The organism is Streptomyces sp. SX-6 (assembly GCF_059089585.1).
Genome location: NZ_JBTHHU010000009.1, coordinates 115,779 through 133,985 on the forward strand (window position 1 = coordinate 115,779; position 18,207 = coordinate 133,985).

Annotated in this window: 22 protein-coding genes and 2 tRNA genes; 9 read left to right on the forward strand and 15 right to left on the reverse strand. The window is 67.7% G+C overall.

Going from position 1 to position 18,207, the window contains the following annotated elements:
• Positions 1-44 precede the first annotated feature (44 nt).
• A complete protein-coding gene (locus tag ACV530_RS13925; RefSeq protein WP_494332719.1) occupies positions 45-590 on the forward strand; it encodes a hypothetical protein in 546 nt (181 codons plus the stop codon).
• An 8-nt stretch (positions 591-598) separates the two neighbouring features.
• Here the strand turns inward: ACV530_RS13925 and ACV530_RS13930 are convergent, their stop codons facing one another.
• A complete protein-coding gene (locus ACV530_RS13930) occupies positions 599-1,132 on the reverse strand; it encodes a MarR family winged helix-turn-helix transcriptional regulator (protein WP_494332720.1) in 534 nt (177 codons plus the stop codon).
• A 62-nt stretch (positions 1,133-1,194) separates the two neighbouring features.
• Here ACV530_RS13930 and ACV530_RS13935 point away from each other — a divergent pair, with 62 nt between their 5' ends.
• On the forward strand, positions 1,195-1,908 hold the full coding sequence (locus tag ACV530_RS13935; protein WP_494332721.1) for an SDR family NAD(P)-dependent oxidoreductase: 714 nt from the start codon (positions 1,195-1,197) through the stop codon (positions 1,906-1,908).
• Here ACV530_RS13935 and ACV530_RS13940 read toward each other — a convergent pair.
• The 3 genes from ACV530_RS13940 to ACV530_RS13950 form a co-directional block, all read right to left on the reverse strand.
• Complete coding sequence (locus ACV530_RS13940) at positions 1,898-2,170, reverse strand: hypothetical protein (protein WP_494332722.1); 273 nt, start codon at positions 2,168-2,170, stop codon at positions 1,898-1,900. The two genes, ACV530_RS13935 and ACV530_RS13940, sit on opposite strands and share 11 nt — an antisense overlap.
• 270 nt (positions 2,171-2,440) lie before the next feature.
• The gene (locus ACV530_RS13945) at positions 2,441-2,632 is read right to left on the reverse strand and encodes a DUF397 domain-containing protein (protein ID WP_494332723.1); all 192 of its coding nucleotides are present in this window, start codon (positions 2,630-2,632) and stop codon (positions 2,441-2,443) included.
• A 7-nt stretch (positions 2,633-2,639) separates the two neighbouring features.
• A complete protein-coding gene (locus tag ACV530_RS13950) occupies positions 2,640-3,533 on the reverse strand; it encodes a helix-turn-helix domain-containing protein (protein ID WP_494332844.1) in 894 nt (297 codons plus the stop codon).
• Positions 3,534-3,697: 164 nt separating this feature from the next.
• Here ACV530_RS13950 and ACV530_RS13955 point away from each other — a divergent pair, with 164 nt between their 5' ends.
• Entirely contained in the window at positions 3,698-4,141 is a 444-nt protein-coding gene (locus ACV530_RS13955; protein ID WP_494332724.1) for an ATP-binding protein, read from the forward strand.
• Here ACV530_RS13955 and ACV530_RS13960 read toward each other — a convergent pair.
• Together ACV530_RS13960 and ACV530_RS13965 are read right to left on the reverse strand one after the other, a co-directional pair.
• Positions 4,128-4,739 carry an RloB family protein gene (locus ACV530_RS13960; protein WP_494332725.1) on the reverse strand — a complete coding sequence of 204 codons (612 nt, stop codon included), beginning with the start codon at positions 4,737-4,739 and terminating at the stop codon, positions 4,128-4,130. The two genes, ACV530_RS13955 and ACV530_RS13960, sit on opposite strands and share 14 nt — an antisense overlap.
• Positions 4,717-5,934: an AAA family ATPase gene (locus tag ACV530_RS13965; protein WP_494332726.1), complete on the reverse strand. Its 1,218-nt coding sequence runs from the start codon at positions 5,932-5,934 to the stop codon at positions 4,717-4,719. The genes ACV530_RS13960 and ACV530_RS13965 overlap by 23 nt, the downstream gene beginning before the upstream one ends.
• A 266-nt stretch (positions 5,935-6,200) precedes the next feature.
• Here ACV530_RS13965 and ACV530_RS13970 point away from each other — a divergent pair, with 266 nt between their 5' ends.
• Both ACV530_RS13970 and ACV530_RS13975 read left to right on the forward strand, forming a co-directional pair.
• Positions 6,201-6,695, forward strand: coding sequence for a MarR family winged helix-turn-helix transcriptional regulator (locus tag ACV530_RS13970; RefSeq protein WP_494332727.1), 495 nt, complete (start codon positions 6,201-6,203; stop codon positions 6,693-6,695).
• Positions 6,692-7,135, forward strand: a complete 444-nt coding sequence (locus ACV530_RS13975) for a MarR family transcriptional regulator (protein ID WP_494332728.1) — start codon at positions 6,692-6,694, stop codon at positions 7,133-7,135. The genes ACV530_RS13970 and ACV530_RS13975 overlap by 4 nt, the downstream gene beginning before the upstream one ends.
• On the opposite strand, the gene ACV530_RS13980 is transcribed toward ACV530_RS13975, so the two are convergent.
• From ACV530_RS13980 to dnaK, 5 genes are read right to left on the reverse strand one after another with little or no spacing between them, the layout of a single operon-like run.
• Positions 7,092-7,619, reverse strand: coding sequence for a LysR substrate-binding domain-containing protein (locus ACV530_RS13980; protein ID WP_494332729.1), 528 nt, complete (start codon positions 7,617-7,619; stop codon positions 7,092-7,094). The two genes, ACV530_RS13975 and ACV530_RS13980, sit on opposite strands and share 44 nt — an antisense overlap.
• A 5-nt stretch (positions 7,620-7,624) precedes the next feature.
• Positions 7,625-8,074: a heat shock protein transcriptional repressor HspR gene (locus ACV530_RS13985; RefSeq protein WP_494332845.1), complete on the reverse strand. Its 450-nt coding sequence runs from the start codon at positions 8,072-8,074 to the stop codon at positions 7,625-7,627.
• A gap of 14 nt (positions 8,075-8,088) precedes the next feature.
• A complete protein-coding gene (gene dnaJ / locus ACV530_RS13990; RefSeq protein WP_494332730.1) occupies positions 8,089-9,261 on the reverse strand; it encodes a molecular chaperone DnaJ in 1,173 nt (390 codons plus the stop codon).
• A gap of 60 nt (positions 9,262-9,321) precedes the next feature.
• Entirely contained in the window at positions 9,322-9,957 is a 636-nt protein-coding gene (gene grpE, locus ACV530_RS13995; RefSeq protein WP_494332731.1) for a nucleotide exchange factor GrpE, read from the reverse strand.
• Positions 9,954-11,825 carry a molecular chaperone DnaK gene (dnaK, locus tag ACV530_RS14000; protein WP_494332732.1) on the reverse strand — a complete coding sequence of 624 codons (1,872 nt, stop codon included), beginning with the start codon at positions 11,823-11,825 and terminating at the stop codon, positions 9,954-9,956. The genes grpE and dnaK overlap by 4 nt, the downstream gene beginning before the upstream one ends.
• 265 nt (positions 11,826-12,090) lie before the next feature.
• On the opposite strand from dnaK, the gene ACV530_RS14005 reads away from it, so the two are divergent.
• From ACV530_RS14005 to ACV530_RS14015, 3 genes are all read left to right on the forward strand, one after another.
• On the forward strand, positions 12,091-14,355 hold the full coding sequence (locus tag ACV530_RS14005; RefSeq protein WP_494332733.1) for a (Fe-S)-binding protein: 2,265 nt from the start codon (positions 12,091-12,093) through the stop codon (positions 14,353-14,355).
• Positions 14,356-14,465: 110 nt separating this feature from the next.
• Positions 14,466-15,473: a Yip1 family protein gene (locus tag ACV530_RS14010; protein ID WP_494332734.1), complete on the forward strand. Its 1,008-nt coding sequence runs from the start codon at positions 14,466-14,468 to the stop codon at positions 15,471-15,473.
• Positions 15,474-15,476: 3 nt separating this feature from the next.
• Positions 15,477-15,974 carry a VOC family protein gene (locus tag ACV530_RS14015; protein ID WP_494332735.1) on the forward strand — a complete coding sequence of 166 codons (498 nt, stop codon included), beginning with the start codon at positions 15,477-15,479 and terminating at the stop codon, positions 15,972-15,974.
• Positions 15,975-16,026: 52 nt separating this feature from the next.
• Here the strand turns inward: ACV530_RS14015 and ACV530_RS14020 are convergent, their stop codons facing one another.
• The 3 genes from ACV530_RS14020 to ACV530_RS14030 form a co-directional block, all read right to left on the reverse strand.
• Entirely contained in the window at positions 16,027-16,524 is a 498-nt protein-coding gene (locus tag ACV530_RS14020) for a phosphoribosyltransferase (RefSeq protein WP_494332736.1), read from the reverse strand.
• A gap of 11 nt (positions 16,525-16,535) precedes the next feature.
• Positions 16,536-17,111 carry a dCTP deaminase gene (dcd, locus tag ACV530_RS14025; protein WP_494332737.1) on the reverse strand — a complete coding sequence of 192 codons (576 nt, stop codon included), beginning with the start codon at positions 17,109-17,111 and terminating at the stop codon, positions 16,536-16,538.
• Positions 17,112-17,195: 84 nt separating this feature from the next.
• Positions 17,196-17,360: a hypothetical protein gene (locus ACV530_RS14030; RefSeq protein WP_494332738.1), complete on the reverse strand. Its 165-nt coding sequence runs from the start codon at positions 17,358-17,360 to the stop codon at positions 17,196-17,198.
• A gap of 264 nt (positions 17,361-17,624) precedes the next feature.
• Here ACV530_RS14030 and ACV530_RS14035 point away from each other — a divergent pair.
• Positions 17,625-17,695: transfer RNA gene (locus ACV530_RS14035), tRNA-Gly, on the forward strand.
• 150 nt (positions 17,696-17,845) lie between these two features.
• Here ACV530_RS14035 and ACV530_RS14040 read toward each other — a convergent pair.
• Positions 17,846-17,916, reverse strand: a tRNA-Cys gene (locus tag ACV530_RS14040).
• Between the last annotated feature and the right edge of the window lie 291 nt (positions 17,917-18,207).

Below are 18,207 nucleotides of genomic sequence, written 5' to 3' on the forward strand. Positions count from 1 at the left end.
TCGACGGGACCACCGCACCCCGCACCGGACAGAAAGGGTCTGCCATGCGTGCGCCGAAGACCAGGAGAACCGCACCTGCCTCAGCAACAGCGGCACTGCTGCTCGCCGCGGCCATCCCCCTGGCAGGGCCGGCAACCGCCGCCCACGCTGTCACCGTCGACGTCCTCTGCAAGGGCCAGGAACAGGACACCTACACCCCCGGCCTGGCGCTGAAGCCTCAACTCGTCAACGTCCACACGGACCAGAGCATGAGCTGCCGCTCCACAGACCCCACGCTGACCAGCAGGACAGAGTCGTTCAACGGCACCTTCACCCTGTCCTGCCTGACGCCGTTCTTCACCGGCCCAGCCACCCTGACGTTCCACTGGAACAACGGCAGGACCAGCACGGCAACCGGCAACTTCGCCGCGAACACGACCGGCGGCAACCTGGTCAGCACCTTCACAGGCAAAGTGACAGCCGGTGAGTTCCAAGGGGACTCCGCCGAGACCGTTCTCGACGTCGCCCAGCTGAACATGCAGCAGTGTGCCCAGCCCAGCGGACTGACCCACGAGAGCGGCATCTACACCGCGACATTCCAGAAACTGTAGCCACGCCCCTAGGACGGACGTACCACCGCGGACCGCACCTCGGAGAGAAGCCTCTCCAACAGCCCCTTCAAGGAGTCCCGTTCATCCTCCGTGAGGCCGCTCACCAGCGCGGCCTCACGGCCCAGCACCGACTCGACGGCCTGCTCGACGAGCGCGTGCCCCGCGTCCGTGAGGGACACCAGCACCGTCCGGCGGCCCGTCGGGCCCGGCGCCCGCGTGACCAGCCCGTCCCGTTCGGCCCGGGCGACCCGCTGAGACACCGCACCGGCCGTCACCAGCGTCCGCCGCGCGATCTCCCGCGTGCTGAGGGCGTACGGCGGCCCGGAACGCCGGAGTACGGACAGCAGGTCGAGAGTCGCCGCATCGATCCCGGCCTCCCTCAGCACCCGACTGCGATCGTCCGCGAAGAGCTTCGCCAGCCACCAGATGGGCGTCACGATCTCGATCGACTCGGTTGGCGTGCCCGGCCGTTCACGCTCCCACGCCGCCGCGATCTCGGCGGCCGGATACGGCGCGACGGGACCTTCCGTGAAATCAGGCATGGCGCTGGCCCCCGTCGACGAGTTACGTTTAGACCTAAACGTAACACCGACCAGGAGGACCTTTGCCCCGCACCGTGCTCATCACCGGAGGCACCAGCGGCATCGGGCGCGCCATCGCGGCGCGGTTCGCCGCCGACCGGGAGAACGTGTACATCACCGGCCGCCACGCCGACACGGTCGAGAAGACCGCCGCCGAACTGGGCGTCCACGGCATCGTCTGCGACGCGACCGACCCCACCCAGGTCACCGCCCTCGCCGACCGCCTCGGCCCGCAGGTCGACGTCGTCGTCAACACGGCAGGCGGCCTTGCCTCTCCTGCACAAACCCCGTCCCTCGACGCCCTGTTGGCCGAGTGGCAGGAAAACCTGGCCCAGAACCTGCTCAGTGCGGTCCTGACCACCGCCTCGGTCCGAGACAAACTCGCTCCCGGCAGCGCCGTGATCAGCATCGGCTCGATCGGCGCCGAGCGCCGAGGCGGCTCGTACGGCGCGGCCAAGGCCGCCCTCGGCGCCTGGAACGCCTCGCTCTCTGCCGAGCTCGGCCCCCTCGGCGTCACCTGCAACGTCATAGCGTCGGGCTACGTCGCCAACACCGCCTTCTTCCAAGGGCAGATGACCGACGCACGACACGACGCGCTCGTCGCGGAGACGCACAACAAGCGCCCGGGCACGCCGGACGACATCGCGGAGACGGCGTACTTCCTCGCCTCACCGGGCGCCCGGCACATCACCGGGCAGACGATCCACGTCAACGGCGGTGCGTTTACTACGCGTTAGCGAGTGATGCCCGCATCCCGTCAAGCGCCCGAAGCACCTCGTGCCGGTTCTTGCCCTGCTTGACCCAGGCCGGGAGCCGGGACACGAGCGTGCTGTTCCGCGCCCACCCACCGTCGTCCGGGGACGGCGCCTCCCGCAACGACGCCTGCACGTAGTTCCTGAGCAGGCTGAGGTGCTCGGGGTTGTACGCCCACAACCACCCGTGACGCGTATCCGCCGCCAGCCACAACGGCTCGCGGAAGTACGGGTCAAACGGCTCCATGCCGCCCCGAGGGAACCACATCACGCCCCCTTCCCGGACACGCGCCAGCCCGCAGCCGCGGCAAACGAGACGCACGTACGGAACGGAGCGCGACCGCTCCGCATCAGGCTCCTCGTGGACACGCGCGATGCCTGCACACCGTGGACAGCGGACGAGGACATCGTGGCGTATGACGCGGTGCCGGGTGATGCGGGGATCCCGGAAGCGGAGGGGAGCGGACATCCGATGATTATGAGGGGCAACTCTGCCTCCGCGCATGTCCGTTTTCGCTCAGCTGAGCCCTCCGGATTTGGCGGTACGTATCAGCGCCGCCAGGGCATGGTGTGTGGAGCACACAACAGCACAAGGGTCGAGGCTCTCACGCAGACCAAGTCCACGTCCGAGCAAGGCAAGTTCCACGCAGTTGTTATCCGGACCGTTCCCGGAGAAGGATGACTTCTGCCAAATCGACTGGCTCATCATCTGCTGCTCACGTCTCCTTCAGCATGTGGTTGATGAAATCTCTGCTGTCTTCGGGGCTCAGCGCTGACCGCTCGACCGTGCGCAACCGGTCTCGGTAGTGGGCGAGCTGCGCCTCAGCATCCAGGAAGACGCTCCCGTGGACGTGGTCAATTTGCACCGTGTCCAGCTGAGGCACACGCGCTGACACGTACAGCATTGAGTACCCCATTCCCGCGAACTGCTGTGCTGAGAACGGGATCACACGTACTGTGACACACGGGAGCTCCGACCTTGCCAGGACGAAGCGGAGCTGTTCACGGGCGACTTTGTTGTCATCAACCTTCATGCGAAGCGCAGCTTCGTGAATGATCACGTCGAATCCGGTCCCGTCAGCACGATCGAGCAGCTGACTCCGCTGCATGCGAAACGCAATGACCGCCTCGAGGTCATCGGGGGTGTAGTCGGAACTCAAGTAAGTGAAGAGGGCGCGCATATACGACTCTGTTTGCAGAAGCCCCGGCACATGGACCACTTGAAGACCTTGCATGCCCGCCGCATACCATTCCAATGCGGCGAGGTCCAACGACACCTGGGAGAGTACGCCCCGGTACTCCTCCCACCATCCGCGAGCACGCTCTCTGGCCATTGCCGCCAACGCATCCAGCAATCCCGTATCTGTACACCGGTAGTAGGCAGCCAGCGTCCGTAGCCGTGCTTCACTCACCCCAAGACGCCCGGCTTCGATGTGGCTGATCTGGATGGGCCCCGTGCCCAGCAGGTCACCGGCCTCACGCGCGGTCAACCCAGCCCGTTCCCGCATCTTGCGCAGCTCAGTCCCCAACCGCACTTGCCGGGCCGTTGGGTTACTCCTTGGTGGCACAGGTACTCCCTCCGCGATCGCAAGGCGCTTGCGGCACACCATGGCACGCCCCAACCCGACCGAGCGAATCACGGGTTCAGCCTTGCACCGATGCAGGGTTGCACCCTACGTTGTGTGGCGTGCCGCACACAGTGCGGAACACCGGCCTCGCCGGAAACGTGCCATGCGCACGCGCCGGCAAGCCCCACCCCACCGCAGGAGGCGACATGCTGCCCCGCCCCACCGTGCCCGGAGTCGCACCGTTCGAGTACACCCTGCGCATCCCCCACGACCCCCGCGCCGTCAGAGTCGCCAGAGCCTCGCTCCGCTCCGCCCTCACCGCGCACGAGCTGCCCGAACTAGCTGGCATCTCCGAATTGTTGGCCAGCGAGATGCTGACCAACGCGATCCTGTACTCGACCGACGACGTCGAACTCCGCATGCGCTGGGCATGGGAAACGCTCCGCATGACCGTATGGGATGCGAGCCCGAAGCCACCCGACATGCGCCCGCACGACCCCTACGGCGAGGGCGGCCGCGGCCTGTGCCTCCTCCAGCAGCTCTCCGACCGCTGGGGCTACACGCCGCGCAGCCGCGACGTGTTCGGGGCGCGACACAAGGCCGTCTGGTGCGAGATCCGCAGGCCGGCGAGAGCCTTCACGTACCGGTAATCCGGTCGACCAGCGCCCATACGCCCGTCGCAGGGTTCATCTCATGCTCCCGTCCCGCAGGCGCGAGCCGCTTCGCTCGTGGGACGGCAGCGGGCCAGCCGTGCTCGTAGTCCTTGAAGTTCAGGCGGGCCTTGTCATAGGCGGGTACGTGTCGCTTCAGGTGGGGCAACAGATCGCGGTACGTGGGCACATGTGCGCCGTGACTGCTGAAGTGAAGGACCAGCCACAGTTCGAAGCATGGGTTCGAAACGGCGACCCGGATGTCTCTTCTGCGCGCCTCAGCGACGGCGCGAGCCATATCGAAGTGGTCGACATCAAAGACGCACCGCACCTGGTCGAAGTCGTCGTGGATACGGTCCCGTTCACCGGCTGCGTAGTCCACGAGCTGGGAAGGCGAGCATGCCTTGGTTCTGATCCGGACCGTGACGGCCGGGTTGGCGAGGTGGTCGACGAGACCCTGAAGGTAATCCTTCTCGGTTGCCTTGGCCCCGCAGACCACGAGTAACCGGTCGCGGCCGGGCCGCGCACCCGGGGTCCGTACGATGCTCGACTCGAAGGCCGGACGCCGGCGCCCATCACCCTTCGGCGTCCTCGCCATCCATATCCCCCCTCGCGGCCACGGCCGCTTCGAAGCGCTCGTCGCTCAGGAATGGGACCGCGCCGTAACTGCCCCCAAGGTAGCGGCGTTCACGGTTCTCTTCCTGCCGTGGTTTGAAGTCGGAGAGGGGGAAGAGGGTGGTCTCCCCGGAGTCATTCTTCTCGACGAACCAGATCTGATCCCGCTTGAGGATCTCCTCGCCACCGCTTCGGCCTAGCAGGCTCACATCGTGTGTGGTGAACAGGAGTTGGGCGCCGAGAGGGTTGGTGACCGGATCCTGGAAGAGCCTGACCAGGCGGGACGTGAGGCTCGGGTGCAGGCTGGTGTCGATCTCGTCGACCACCATGGCTCCGCCCGTTTCAAGGGCGTCGAGTGCCTGCCCTGCGTAGTCAAAAAGCGCCTGAGTGCCCTTGGACTGGTCGGACAGGCCAAGCCGCGCGCCGCCGCTCCGGCCCTTCTGCCGGATCCAGACGCGGTATGCCTTTCCGCCCAGCACCCGGCTGTCTTCGACCTCGATCTCCTCAACTTCCGCACTCTCGATGCCGAGATCGGCGGCCCGCAGCAAAGACACCAGCGATGACGCCCGCCCAGGATCCTGCAACCTGTGGATGCTGTGCATGTGCCCGTCACGCACGCTTTTGAGGAACCTGGCAGCACTGAACCACGAGTACACCGGCTGCACCGCCTCCTGACGGGAACGGGCGGCGACCGACAGGAACAACGCGTTCGGTTCGGTGATGCTCCGCACCAGGTCCAGCTCACGCTTGGGCGTGCTGTCCCCGAACTGGATCTCGTCTCCCGCCCGTTGGAAGACCGTCCGCTTGCGCCCGTGCGGGTAGCTGTAGAGCCATTCGTCAAGCACGCGCTCGTCGTCGACGGAAAAGCCGTAGGTGTGGCGCGTACCGTCCAGCACCCCGTCCACCACGAACCAGGACGGCTCGTGCGCACTGCCCTCGTCCAGCAGGAAGGGGAAGCGCCTGACGCCTTCGCCCGGCTCGGCGTCGCGGTGCGACATCCGCACCATGCGCGCCATGAAGTCCAGCGCGTCCACCACGTTCGACTTCCCCGCCGCGTTCGCGCCGAACAACGCCGCGACCGGCACCGCGTCCCAGCCCGTACCCTCCGGGCGGTCCGCTTCGTACACCGGCGCGAGGAGCAGTTGCTGCTCGTCCCGGATCGAGCGGTGGTTCGCCACGCGGAAACTCAGGAGCACTCACACCACCCCCTCAGCATGGTCACAGGCCATCTCGTGCCAGTAAACCGCAGGATCTGCTTCCTAGGCAGCGAAAGGAGGCCAGCCGGGTGAGTCGCTGCGCCCCGCCGCCAGCTCGACGACCGTCCGTACCAAACGCGCCGTCCATTCCTCGCACGCACCAGCCCGCCAGGCGATGGACAGCACGTACGCTCGCACCCACCAGAAAATAGTATCCATGGACATAGTAGCCATGTACTCTATTTGCCATGAGCAAGGTTCCACCGGGCCCCACGCCCGGCTTCCTGGTGTGGCGGCTCGCCAACAAGTGGCGCGTCGCGGTCGATCGCGCGGTGGCCCCGCTGGGCCTCACGCACGCGCAGTACTCACTGGTCGCGTCGCTGCACGGCATGCAGCGCGCCGGTGAGCGGCCCAGTCAGCGCCAACTCGCCGACCACACCGGCCTGGAGGCGCTGTACGTCTCGAAACTGGCGCGCGCCCTGGAGTCGGCCGGCCTGATCGAGCGCACCCGCGATCCCCGCGACCCGCGCGCCGTACAGCTCGCCCTCACCGAGCGGGGCCAGACCGTCACGCGGCAGGCCATCGAGGTGGTCCAAGAGCTGCTGCAGCGGCTGCTGGAACCGCTCGGCGGCCTCGACGCCGAGCGGACGCGCGCGTTCACCGACGAGCTGACGGCCCTGCTCGACGCACCTCTCGCTCCATCCGAACCGAACAACGAGAGCACTCAGGGGACAACACCGTGACCACCACCGCACCCGTCGCCGACGCCCGCGCCCTCGGCCTGGCCCACTACGCCGCCCGCGGCGTCCTGGAACGCGTCCTGGCCCAGCACGGCATCACGTTCCAGCAGCAGGTCGCCCTGCGCGCCGCCGTCACCGCCGACGCCCCACGGACGCCGGACGATCTCGTCACCCAGGTCCGGGGCTCCCTCAAGGCCGATCCGGCCGACATCCGCGCCACCCTCGACGAGCTGCTGGCCAAGCAGTTGCTCATCACGGACGGCCCGCACCTTCGCCCCACGGACGCAGGGCGCGAGTTGCTCGCCACCGTCGGCGCATCGACCGCCCCCATCACCGCCCGCGTCTGGGGTGGAATACCCGCCGAGGACCTCGCCGCCGCCGGGCGCGTCCTCGCCCTGGTCACCGAGCGCGCCAACGCGGAACTTGCTGCGCTGACCGACTGACCGCAGTCCGCACCAGGCGCCCCAGCCACTCCCCGTATGCGCCCGCGCGCCAGGTGATCGACACCGTGTACGGGCTCACGTCGGACACCGGCCGGTAGGCAACATCGTCGCGGGCGTTGCGTTCGGCCAGCGAAGCGGGCACGAGGGCGACGGCCTGGCCGAGGGCCACCGCTTCCAGAAGCTGGGAGCTGTCGTGCACAACAGGGCCCGGAATGCGGTGGGTTATCGGGACGTCGCCCGCCCAGTAGGCCTCTTCCGCCGCGGAGACCACCGGGCACCGCGGCATCGGCTGGCCCGCCAGATCGCGGCAGCTCAGCACCGTCCGCCGGGCTAGCTCATGGCCGGCCGGGAGGGCGGCGACGCGGGGCTCGGAGAGCAGGGGTTCGTGGTCGAGGCCGTGCTCGTCGAAGGGGGAGCCGACGAGGACGAGGACGGCGACGGGCCCGTCACCCCCACAGGGTGACGGGCCCGTCGTGCGTGCCACAAGGATCAGCGGTCCCGCTTCGGTCTCCAGACCACCAGCGCGCTCGTCTGCTGCACTTCCTGGTACGGGACCAGGTCGCGCCTGTACGAGGCATGGACGGCGGCCTCGCGCTGTTGCATCGCCGCGGCCGCGCCGTCGACCACGGACTGGAGCTCCGCGACGCGCGCGCTGAGCGCGGCGACCTGGTTCTCCAGCTCGATGATGCGCTTGATGCCGGCGAGGTTGATGCCCTCGTCCTGGCTCAGCTGCTGTACCTGGCGGAGCAACTCGATGTCACGGGCCGAGTAACGGCGGCCGCGCCCGGCCGTGCGGTCGGGCGAGACCAGGCCGAGGCGGTCGTACTGCCGCAGGGTCTGCGGGTGCAGGCCCGACAGCTGAGCCGCGACGGAGATGACGTACACCGGCGACTCGTCGGTCAGCTCGTAGGGGTTACGCCGGCGGGCGCCGCCGTCCATGGGGTTCACGGGATTCACGCTCCCTTCGCTGCCTGGAACAGTTCTGCGCGCGGGTCGTCGCCCGCGGTCGCGTCACGGTAACTCTCCAGTGCTTCCCGGGCCTTGTCGTGAAGGTCCTTGGGGACCGTCACTTCGACAGTGACCAGCAGGTCGCCGCGGGTGCCGTCCTTGCGCACGGCGCCCTTGCCGCGGGCACGCATGGTGCGGCCGTTGGGCGTGCCCGGGGGCAGCTTGAGGGTGACGGGGGGCCCGCCGAGGGTGGGCACCTTGATGTCGCCGCCGAGCGCCGCCTCCGCGAAGGTCACGGGGACGATGACGGTGAGGTTGTCGCCCTTGCGCCCGAACACGGGGTGGTCACCGACGTGCACGACGACGTACAGGTCGCCGTTGGGGCCGCCGCGCTCGCCCGGTGCGCCCTTGCCGCGCAGGCGGATCCGCTGGCCGTCGGAGACTCCGGCGGGGATGCGGACCTGCATCGTGCGGGAGGAGGTGGCACGCCCGCTGCCCTTGCAGACGTCGCAGGGGTTCTCGGGGATGAGCCCCCGGCCCTTGCAGTCCGGGCAGGGGTCGGTCAGCGAGAAGCCGCCGCCCGAACCGCGCGACACCTGGCCGGTGCCGACACAGGTCGGACAGACCCTGGGCGTACCGTTTTTGTCGCCCGTGCCCGAGCAGGTCTTGCAGGGTGCCGAGGAGGACATGCGCAGGGGGACGGTGGCCCCCTCCACGGCCTCGGTGAAGCTGAGCGTCACCTCGGACTCGATGTCCTGACCCCGGCGCGGCTGCGTACGGGTGGTGCCGCCGCCGCGGTTGAAGAGGCCGCCGAAGACGTCCCCGATACCGCCGCCGAAGCCACCGCCGCCGGCCCCGCCCTGGGCGCCCCCGAAGAGGTCGCCCAGGTCGAAGTTGAACTGACCGCCGCCGCCCCCCGGCCCGGGGCGGAATCCCCCGTTGCCGAAGAGCGCGCGGGCCTCGTCGTACTCCTTGCGGCGCTTGGCGTCGGCGAGGACGTCGTATGCCTCGGAGATCTCCTTGAAGCGCTCCTCGGCCGAGGCGTCGCCCTTGTTGGCGTCCGGGTGGAACTCGCGGGCGAGCTTCCGGTACGCCTTCTTGATCTCCGCCTCGGTGGCGTCCTTGGGCACGCCGAGGACCTTGTAGTAGTCCTTCTCGACGAAGTCCTTGGTGCTCATCCCCGGCGTCCCTCCTCCCGGTGTGTCCTGTACGTCATCGCGTACGTCATCGCGTCGGCGTCAGCCCTCGGCCGGGCCACCGCTCTCCTCGTCCGCCTCGTCCTCGCCCTTGGGCTGGGCCCCGGGCTGCGGCTCGGCCACCGCGACCCGCGCGGGGCGGATCGTCCGCTCGCCGATCCGGTAGCCGGGCTGCAGGATCTGCACGCACGTGGTCTCGGTGACGTCCGGCGCGTAGCTGTGCATCAGGGCCTCGTGGATCAGCGGGTCGAAGGGCTCGCCCTCCTTGCCGAACTGCTGCAGGCCCATCTTCGCGACGACCGTCTCCAGCGACTCGGCGACGGACTTGAAGCCGCCGACGAGCTCGTCGTGGTCACGGGCGCGGCCGATGTCGTCGAGCATGGGCAGGAGTTCGGACAGAAGGTTCGCCACGGCGACCTCCTTGACCTGGACCCGGTCCCGCTCGACCCGGCGCCGGTAGTTCTGGTACTCGGCCTGGAGCCGCTGGAGGTCCGCGGTGCGCTCGCCCAGCGCGGCCTCGGCCTGGTCCAGCTGTGCCTGGAGGCCTACCTCGACCAGTTCCTCCCCGGCCGGGGCCGGGCCCGCCTTGTCGGCGGCCCCGGCACCCTTGTCCTTGGGGGTCTCGGCGTCGGAGTTGCCTTCAGGCTTCTCGTCAAAGCCCGGGGTCTCCTCCGTCACGCAGACGCACCGCCCTTCGCGTCCTTGGGCTTCTCGTCGTCGACGATCTCGGCGTCCACGACGTCGTCCTCGGCCTTGGCCTGCTGGCCCGCACCCGCGGCACCCGCCTGGGCACCGGCGGCACCCTGCGCGCCCTGGGCGTCGGCGTACATGGCCTGGCCGAGCTTCTGGCTGACCGCGGCGACCTTCTCGGAGGCGGTACGGATCTCGGCCGCGTCCTCGCCCTTGAGCTTTTCCTTGAGCTCGTCCACGGCGGTCTGGACCTCGGTCTTGACGTCGGCCGGGACCTTGTCCTCGTTGTCCTTGAGGAACTTCTCCGTCTGGTAGACGAGCTGCTCGCCCTGGTTGCGGGTCTCGGCGGCCTCGCGGCGGCGGTGGTCCTCCTCCGCGTACTTCTCGGCCTCCTCGCGCATGCGGTCGACCTCGTCCTTCGGCAGCGAGGAGCCGCCGGTGACGGTCATCTTCTGCTCCTTGCCCGTGCCGAGGTCCTTCGCGGCCACGTGCATGATGCCGTTGGCGTCGATGTCGAAGGTGACCTCGATCTGCGGGACACCGCGCGGGGCCGGCGGCAGACCGGTCAGCTCGAACATGCCGAGCTTCTTGTTGTACGCCGCGATCTCGCGCTCGCCCTGGTAGACCTGGATCTGCACGGACGGCTGGTTGTCCTCGGCCGTCGTGAAGATCTCGGAACGCTTGGTCGGGATCGTGGTGTTGCGCTCGATCAGCTTGGTCATGATGCCGCCCTTGGTCTCGATACCGAGGGACAGCGGGGTGACGTCGAGCAGCAGGACGTCCTTGACCTCGCCCTTGAGGACACCGGCCTGGAGCGAGGCGCCAATGGCGACGACCTCGTCCGGGTTGACGCCCTTGTTGGCCTCCTTGCCGCCGGTCAGCTCCTTGACGAGCTCGGCGACGGCCGGCATGCGGGTGGAGCCGCCGACGAGGACCACGTGGTCGATGCCGGACAGGGCGATGCCCGCGTCCTTGATGACGTTGTGGAACGGCGTCTTGCAGCGGTCCAGCAGGTCGGCGGTCAGCTGCTGGAACTGGGCGCGCGTGAGCTTCTCGTCCAGGTGCAGCGGGCCCTCGGCGGACGCCGTGATGTAGGGCAGGTTGATCGTGGTCTCGGTGGACGAGGACAGCTCGATCTTGGCCTTCTCGGCGGCCTCGCGGAGGCGCTGGAGGGCCATCTTGTCCTTGGACAGGTCGACGCCGTGGCCGTTGGCGAACTGCTTGACCAGGTAGTCGACGACGCGCTGGTCCCAGTCGTCACCACCGAGGTGGTTGTCACCGTTGGTGGCCTTCACCTCGACGACGCCGTCACCGATCTCGAGCAGCGAGACGTCGAAGGTGCCGCCACCGAGGTCGAAGACGAGAATGGTCTGGTCGTCCTTGTCGAGACCGTAGGCCAGGGCGGCGGCCGTCGGCTCGTTGACAATGCGCAGGACGTTCAGGCCCGCGATCTCGCCGGCCTCCTTGGTGGCCTGGCGCTCGGAGTCGTTGAAGTACGCCGGAACGGTGATGACCGCGTCGGTGACCTTCTCGCCCAGGTAGGCCTCGGCGTCCCGCTTCAGCTTCTGCAGGATGAAGGCGCTCATCTGCTGCGGGTTGAAGTCCTTGCCGTCCAGGTTGATCTTCCAGTCGGTGCCCATGTGGCGCTTGACCGACCGGATGGTCCTGTCGACGTTGGTCACAGCCTGGCGCTTGGCGACCTCGCCGACCAGCACCTCGCCGTTCTTCGCGAAGGCGACGACGGACGGCGTGGTCCTGGCGCCCTCGGCGTTGGTGATGACGGTGGGCTCACCGCCCTCGAGAACACTGACGACGGAGTTCGTCGTACCCAGGTCGATGCCGACCGCACGAGCCATCTTCTTTTCCTCCATGACTTGAGTGGAACAGGCTCAAGGGTGCAACACGGAAGCGATCGTGTCAACGGAGCTGAGTCAGGGGGGCTCAACTTTTATGTCAGTCTTACGATCACCGGCCCGGTCGGGGCTCGGACGGGGCCCGTCCGCGCGACGCAGATCACCGGCGGTGCGGGTATGGCACGCGCGCGGGAGTGAGTAGTCTCGTACGGACTGGATAAGTTACTGATTGGTAATCACTGCTCTCGCAGGCCCGAGGAGCCCACCCATGCAACTCGCCGCGATCATCGTGTCGCTGGTTCTCATCGCGGTCGGCGTCGCGCTGCTCGGCCGTGCCGTCCTGCAGATCTACCGCCATATGCGGATGGGCCAGCCGGTGCCGGCCGGCACCCGGACCGGCGACCCGGTGAACCGCACCGTCACCGTGGCCAAGGAGTTCCTCGGCCACACCCGGATGAACCGCTGGGGTGTGGTCGGCGTCGCGCACTGGGGCGTCGCACTGGGCTTCTTCTCGCTGCTGATCACGATCGTCAACGCCATCGGACAGCTCTTCAAGGCCGACTGGCTGCTGCCGTTCATCGGCGACTGGCTGCCGTACGAGCTCTGGGTCGAGTTCTTCGCCCTGGTGACGACGCTCGGCATCGTGACCCTGATCGCCATCCGGCAGCTGAGCAAGCCGGGCAAGGCGGGCCGCAAGTCCCGCTTCGCGGGCTCCAACTTCGGCCAGGCGTACTTCGTCGAGGCCGTCATCCTCATCGTCGGCGCCTGCATCATGACGCTGCGCGGTCTGGAGGGCGCCCTGCACGGCGTGGAGGGCTACGAGGCCGGGTACTTCGCCTCGTACCCGCTGGTCGCGGCCTTCCGGGGGCTGAGCACCGGGACGCTGCAGAACCTCATCTACCTGGTCGCCATGATCAAGATCGCGACGTCCTTCATCTGGATGATCACGATCTCGCTCAAGACCGACATGGGCGTGGCCTGGCACCGCTTCCTGGCCTTCCCCAACATCTGGTTCAAGCGCGAGTCCAGCGGTGACGTGGCGCTGGGCACGCTGCTGCCGATGACGAGCGGCGGCGTGCCGATCGACTTCGAGGACCCGGCCGAGGACGCGCAGTTCGGCGTCTCCCAGATCGAGCACTTCTCCTGGAAGGGCCTGCTCGACTTCGACACCTGCACCGAGTGCGGCCGTTGCCAGTCGCAGTGCCCCGCCTGGAACACCGGCAAGCCGCTCTCCCCGAAGATGCTCATTATGACGCTGCGCGACCACGCGCACGCCAAGGCCCCGTACCTCCTCGCCGGCGGCGGCAAGGATGCGGAGGGCGAGGAGAAGGCAACTGCCGAGCAGCTCAAGGACGTTCCCGCCGCCGCCCTGGCGGAGGCCGAGCGCCCGCTGATCGGCACGCTCGAGGAGAACGGCGTCATCGACCCGGACGTGCTGTGGTCCTGCACCACCTGCGGTGCGTGCGTCGAGCAGTGCCCCGTCGACATCGAGCACGTCGACCACATCGTCGACATGCGCCGCTACCAGGTGATGATCGAGTCCTCGTTCCCGTCCGAGGCGGGCACGATGCTCAAGAACCTGGAGAAGAAGGGCAACCCCTGGGGCCTCGCGAAGAAGCAGCGCCTGGCGTGGACCAAGGAGGTCGACTTCGAGGTCCCGGTCGTCGGCAAGGACATCGAGGACCTCACCGAGGTCGACTACCTCTACTGGGTCGGCTGCGCGGGAGCGTTGGAGGACCGCGCCAAGAAGACCACCAAGGCCTTCGCGGAACTGCTCCACATCGCGGGCGTCAAGTTCGCCATCATGGGCGGCGACGAGAACTGCACCGGTGACTCGGCCCGCCGCCTGGGCAACGAGTTCCTCTTCCAGCAGCTCGGCCAGCAGAACGTCGAGATGCTCAACATGGCCTTCGGCGAGGATGCGGAAGAAGGCGTCAAGGTCGAGAAGTCCAAGAAGAAGATCGTCGCGACCTGCCCGCACTGCTTCAACACCATCGCCAACGAGTACCCGCAACTCGGCGGCGAGTACGAGGTCATCCACCACACCCAGCTGCTCCAGCACCTCATCGACGAGGGCAGGCTGATCCCGGTCACCCCGGTCGAGGGTCTGATCACCTATCACGACCCCTGCTACCTGGGCCGCCACAACAAGGTCTACACGCCCCCGCGCGAGATCATCGCCAAGGTGCCGGGCCTGCGGAACGAGGAGATGCACCGCCACAAGGAGCGCGGCTTCTGCTGCGGCGCCGGCGGCGCGCGCATGTGGATGGAGGAGCGCATCGGCAAGCGCATCAACAACGAGCGCGTGGACGAGGCACTCTCCCTCAACCCCGACATCGTCTCCACCGCCTGCCCCTTCTGCCTCGTGATGCTGACCGACTCGGTCAACGGCAAGAAGAACGACGGCACGGCGAAGGAGTCGATCCAGGTCGTGGACGTCGCCCAGCTGCTGCTGGACTCGGTCAGGACCCCGGTCGAGCCGGAGGGCGACGGCGAGTCCGCCGACGCACCGGAACCGGAGCCGGTGAAGTAACCGATCCGCGTACGTGACGGAGTGACGAAGGCCGGTGCCCGATGGGCACCGGCCTTCGTGCTCGTCGTGTTGAAACTGTCGCGTTGAAACCCGGACCTTTCCCCTAGGGGATGTCACAGCTCCGCAGCAAGCCGGGTCCGGGCTCCTGGGCCGGGCTACGCCCTCTTCCCAGAGCGGGTACGTTCGAAGACGTGGCTGGATTCAGGATGGGACGCGGGCGGGACTCACACGATCCCCGTTCCCCGCAACGTTCCCCGCAACAAGGACAACACCCCGGGCAGCAGACCCCGCGCGGCGGTGGTCAGCAGTGGCAGCAGCCGGGCGGCCACGACGAGCCGGAGTACTTCGGCGGGGGCGGCCCGGCGTACGGCCAACACCAGGCCCCACAGCCGCCTCAGGCGCCTCAACCGCCCTACGGGCAGTACCAGGCGCCGCAGCCCCCGTACGACCCGTACGCGCGCCCCGGCGCCGACCAGCCGGGCAGCACCCAGCAGTTCGCGTACGACCCGTACGGCGAGGCCAGTACGTACGGCGGTGACGACCGGCAGGCACAGCAGGCCCCCGCTCCGCCCGTCGGCCCCAAGCTGCACTGGAAGCAGCTGCTGACCGGCATCGTGCTGCGCCCCTCCGCCACGTTCTGGCGGATGCGCGATCACGCGATGTGGGGCCCGGCGCTGATCGTCACCTTCGTCTACGGCCTGCTCGCGGTCTTCGGCTTCGACAAGGCCCGCAAGGACGTGCTGAACGCCACGCTCGCGAACAGCATCCCGCTGGTGCTGATCGCCGGGGTCGTCGTCCTGTTCTCCGCCCTGATCCTCGGCGCGGTCACCCACACCCTGGCCCGCCAGCTCGGCGGCGACGGCATGTGGCAGCCGACGGTCGGACTGTCGATGCTCATCATGTCGATCACGGATGCGCCCCGGCTGCTGTTCGCCATGTTCATGGGCGGCGACAGCCCCTTCGTCCAGCTGCTGGGCTGGGCGACCTGGCTGCTGGCGGGCGTGCTGTTCACCTCGATGGTGAGCAAGTCGCACGACATCCCCTGGCCGAAGGCGCTGGGTGCCTCGGCGATCCAGCTGATCGCCCTGCTGTCGATCATCAAACTGGGCACCCTGTAGGGCATGACCGTACAGATGAAGCAGAAGATCACGCCCTTCCTGTGGTTCGACGACCAGGCCGAGGAGGCGGCCGAGCACTACGTCTCGGTCTTCGGCGGCGACTCCCGCATCGTCGAGCGGACCCTCTACACCGAGGGCGGCCCCGGCAGGCCCGGCACGGTCATGACCGTGGTCTTCGAGCTCGCGGGACAGCAGTTCACCGCCCTCAACGGCGGCAAGCAGGACTGGGCCTTCAACGAGTCGGTGTCCCTGTCCGTGGACTGCGCGGACCAGGCCGAGGTCGACACGTACTGGAACGCGCTCACCGCCGACGGCGGCCAGGACGGCCCGTGCGGCTGGCTGAAGGACAAGTACGGCCTGTCCTGGCAGATCGTCCCGCGCCAGCTGTCCGACTACCTGGGCGGCCCGGACAAGGAGGGCGCGGCCCGTGCCCTCCAGGCCATGCTCGGCATGCGGAAGATCGAGGTGCGGAAGCTGCGCGAGGCGTACGAGGGCAAGTGAACGAGAAGGGCCCCTGCCGACTGTCGTCGGCAGGGGCCCTTCTCGTCGCACATCAGGCGTCGAGGACCTGGCCCTCGCGCCGGACGACCGGCGGCTCGACGGACCACGGGAAGTTGATCCAGTCCTCGGTGCGCTTCCAGACGTACTCGCACTTCACGAGGGAGTGGGACTTCTCGTAGATGACCGCGGAGCGGACCTCGGCGACGTGGTCGAGGCAGAAGTCGTGCACGAGCTTCAGCGTCTTGCCGGTGTCGGCGACATCGTCGGCGATCAGGACCTTCTTGTTGGAGAAGTCGATCGCGTTCGGCACCGGAGCCAGCATGACCGGCATCTCCAGGGTCTCGCCGACCCCGGAGTAGAACTCGACGTTCACCAGGTGGATGTTCTTGCAGTCCAGCGCGTACGCCAGACCGCCGGCCACAAAGACGCCGCCACGGGCGATGGACAGGATGATGTCCGGCTCATAGCCGTCATCCGCGATCGTCTGGGCCAGTTCACGGATGGCCTGCCCGAAGAGCGGGTAGGTCAGGTTTTCGCGGTTGTCACTCACTGTTGCTGCTCTCAGACCTGCGTGCGGTGGAAATTCTGGAAGGATCGCGAGGGCGTCGGCCCGCGCTGGCCCTGGTAGCGGGAACCGTGCTTCGCGGACCCATAGGGGTGCTCGACCGGCGAGGTCAGCCGGAACATGCACAGCTGCCCGATCTTCATGCCCGGCCAGAGCTTGATCGGGAGCGTCGCCATGTTCGACAGCTCCAGCGTGACATGGCCCGAGAAGCCCGGGTCGATGAAGCCGGCCGTCGAGTGGGTCAGCAGCCCGAGCCGGCCGAGGCTGGACTTGCCCTCCAGCCGCGAGGCGACGTCGCTGGGGAGCGTGATGACCTCGTACGTCGAGGCGAGCACGAACTCGCCCGGGTGCAGGATGAACGCCTCGTCGCCGTCCGGCACCACCTCGCGCGTGAGGTCCGCCTGCTCGACGGCGGGGTCGATGTGCGGGTACCGGTGGTTCTCGAACACCCGGAAGTAGCGGTCCAGCCGCACATCGATGCTCGACGGCTGCACCATCGATTCGTCGAACGGGTCGATCCGCACCCGGCCGGCATCGATCTCGGTCCGGATGTCCTTGTCTGAGAGAAGCACGGGTCGAGGATACGCAAGAAGCAGGACAACCTGGGAATGCGACGACGAGGGCCCGGTCCGTGAGCGGACCGGGCCCCTGTGAACTCAGCGCTTCTCGGACGCCACCGGTACGGAATGCCGCAGCCGGGCGCAGCGCGGACAGCGCAGCAGCCGCCCGGGACCGAGCCGGCCGGGGCCGAGATTCTGCATCGGGAACGAAGCGGTGCTGAACACGTGCCCCTCGGCACAACGAACGACGGTGCGCTCCATCGAGATCGAGCTCCCTTTCCCCATGTACGTGAAAGACAAAAGCCACATTAGGGGATGTATAGGACTTGCTCGAACACGGCACTCCCGGACCCCCGGCACGGACTTCCGCGCCCACACGGTACGCCCCAACTCCCGCACCCCACGCCCCCGTCCCCACCCCTTCCACAGCACCCGCGCATGCGGAAAAGACCCCTGCGGCCAGTGCGCCGGGGGTCTTCGATGGGGTACAGTGTGGGACGATGCGACGCCCTGAAGGGCGTCCTCGCGGGCGTAGTTTAATGGTAGAACATGAGCTTCCCAAGCTCAGAGCGCGAGTTCGATTCTCGTCGCCCGCTCTTGATGAAAGGCCCAGGTCAGCGACCTGGGCCTTCTTCGTTGTCCAGACCTCTCCAAGCGTCCCGCACCAGAAAGGGTCGGTGCGAGGTGGGCGACATAGAGGTCGAGGCCCACCCGGGGAAGATGTCCGGGTGGGCCTCGACGCGAAGAGGCCGCGATTGGAATCGAACCAATGTAAGCCGCTTTGCAGGCGGCTCCCTCACCACTCGGGCACACGGCCAACGGGGTGTGTGAAACACCCCGAAACAAGACTCGTTGATGCGATTCTGCGACAGCGACTTTACGGGCACCAAGATCAGACCCGTCAACGGCCGTCCAGATACTGAGACATTGCAGGAACATGAACAAGCCAACCGGCGGGCATTCGGACATTGACTCTGATCTTTGTTGACGTTACCCATCGGCGGCCAGTAGGACTTACTTCGGCCAAGCCATGATCATGAGCACGCCTGCACGGAGAATGACTCTTTTCACGCACGGGGGAAGCTTCTGCATGGCGTTGTGCAGCGCC

Bases quoted from the DNA above. Each gene is read 5' to 3' on its own strand.
- ACV530_RS13925 (WP_494332719.1), top strand. From the start codon at position 45: ATGCGTGCGCCGAAGACCAGGAGAACCGCACCTGCCTCAGCAACAGCG.
- ACV530_RS13930 (WP_494332720.1), bottom strand. From the start codon at position 1,132: ATGCCTGATTTCACGGAAGGTCCCGTCGCGCCGTATCCGGCCGCCGAG.
- ACV530_RS13940 (WP_494332722.1), bottom strand. From the start codon at position 2,170: ATGGAGCCGTTTGACCCGTACTTCCGCGAGCCGTTGTGGCTGGCGGCG.
- ACV530_RS13945 (WP_494332723.1), bottom strand. From the start codon at position 2,632: ATGATGAGCCAGTCGATTTGGCAGAAGTCATCCTTCTCCGGGAACGGT.
- ACV530_RS13950 (WP_494332844.1), bottom strand. From the start codon at position 3,533: ATGGTGTGCCGCAAGCGCCTTGCGATCGCGGAGGGAGTACCTGTGCCA.
- ACV530_RS13955 (WP_494332724.1), top strand. From the start codon at position 3,698: ATGCTGCCCCGCCCCACCGTGCCCGGAGTCGCACCGTTCGAGTACACC.
- ACV530_RS13960 (WP_494332725.1), bottom strand. From the start codon at position 4,739: ATGGCGAGGACGCCGAAGGGTGATGGGCGCCGGCGTCCGGCCTTCGAG.
- ACV530_RS13970 (WP_494332727.1), top strand. From the start codon at position 6,201: ATGAGCAAGGTTCCACCGGGCCCCACGCCCGGCTTCCTGGTGTGGCGG.
- ACV530_RS13985 (WP_494332845.1), bottom strand. From the start codon at position 8,074: ATGGACGGCGGCGCCCGCCGGCGTAACCCCTACGAGCTGACCGACGAG.
- dnaJ (WP_494332730.1), bottom strand. From the start codon at position 9,261: ATGAGCACCAAGGACTTCGTCGAGAAGGACTACTACAAGGTCCTCGGC.
- dnaK (WP_494332732.1), bottom strand. From the start codon at position 11,825: ATGGCTCGTGCGGTCGGCATCGACCTGGGTACGACGAACTCCGTCGTC.
- ACV530_RS14005 (WP_494332733.1), top strand. From the start codon at position 12,091: ATGCAACTCGCCGCGATCATCGTGTCGCTGGTTCTCATCGCGGTCGGC.
- ACV530_RS14010 (WP_494332734.1), top strand. From the start codon at position 14,466: ATGTCACAGCTCCGCAGCAAGCCGGGTCCGGGCTCCTGGGCCGGGCTA.
- ACV530_RS14015 (WP_494332735.1), top strand. From the start codon at position 15,477: ATGACCGTACAGATGAAGCAGAAGATCACGCCCTTCCTGTGGTTCGAC.
- ACV530_RS14030 (WP_494332738.1), bottom strand. From the start codon at position 17,360: ATGGAGCGCACCGTCGTTCGTTGTGCCGAGGGGCACGTGTTCAGCACC.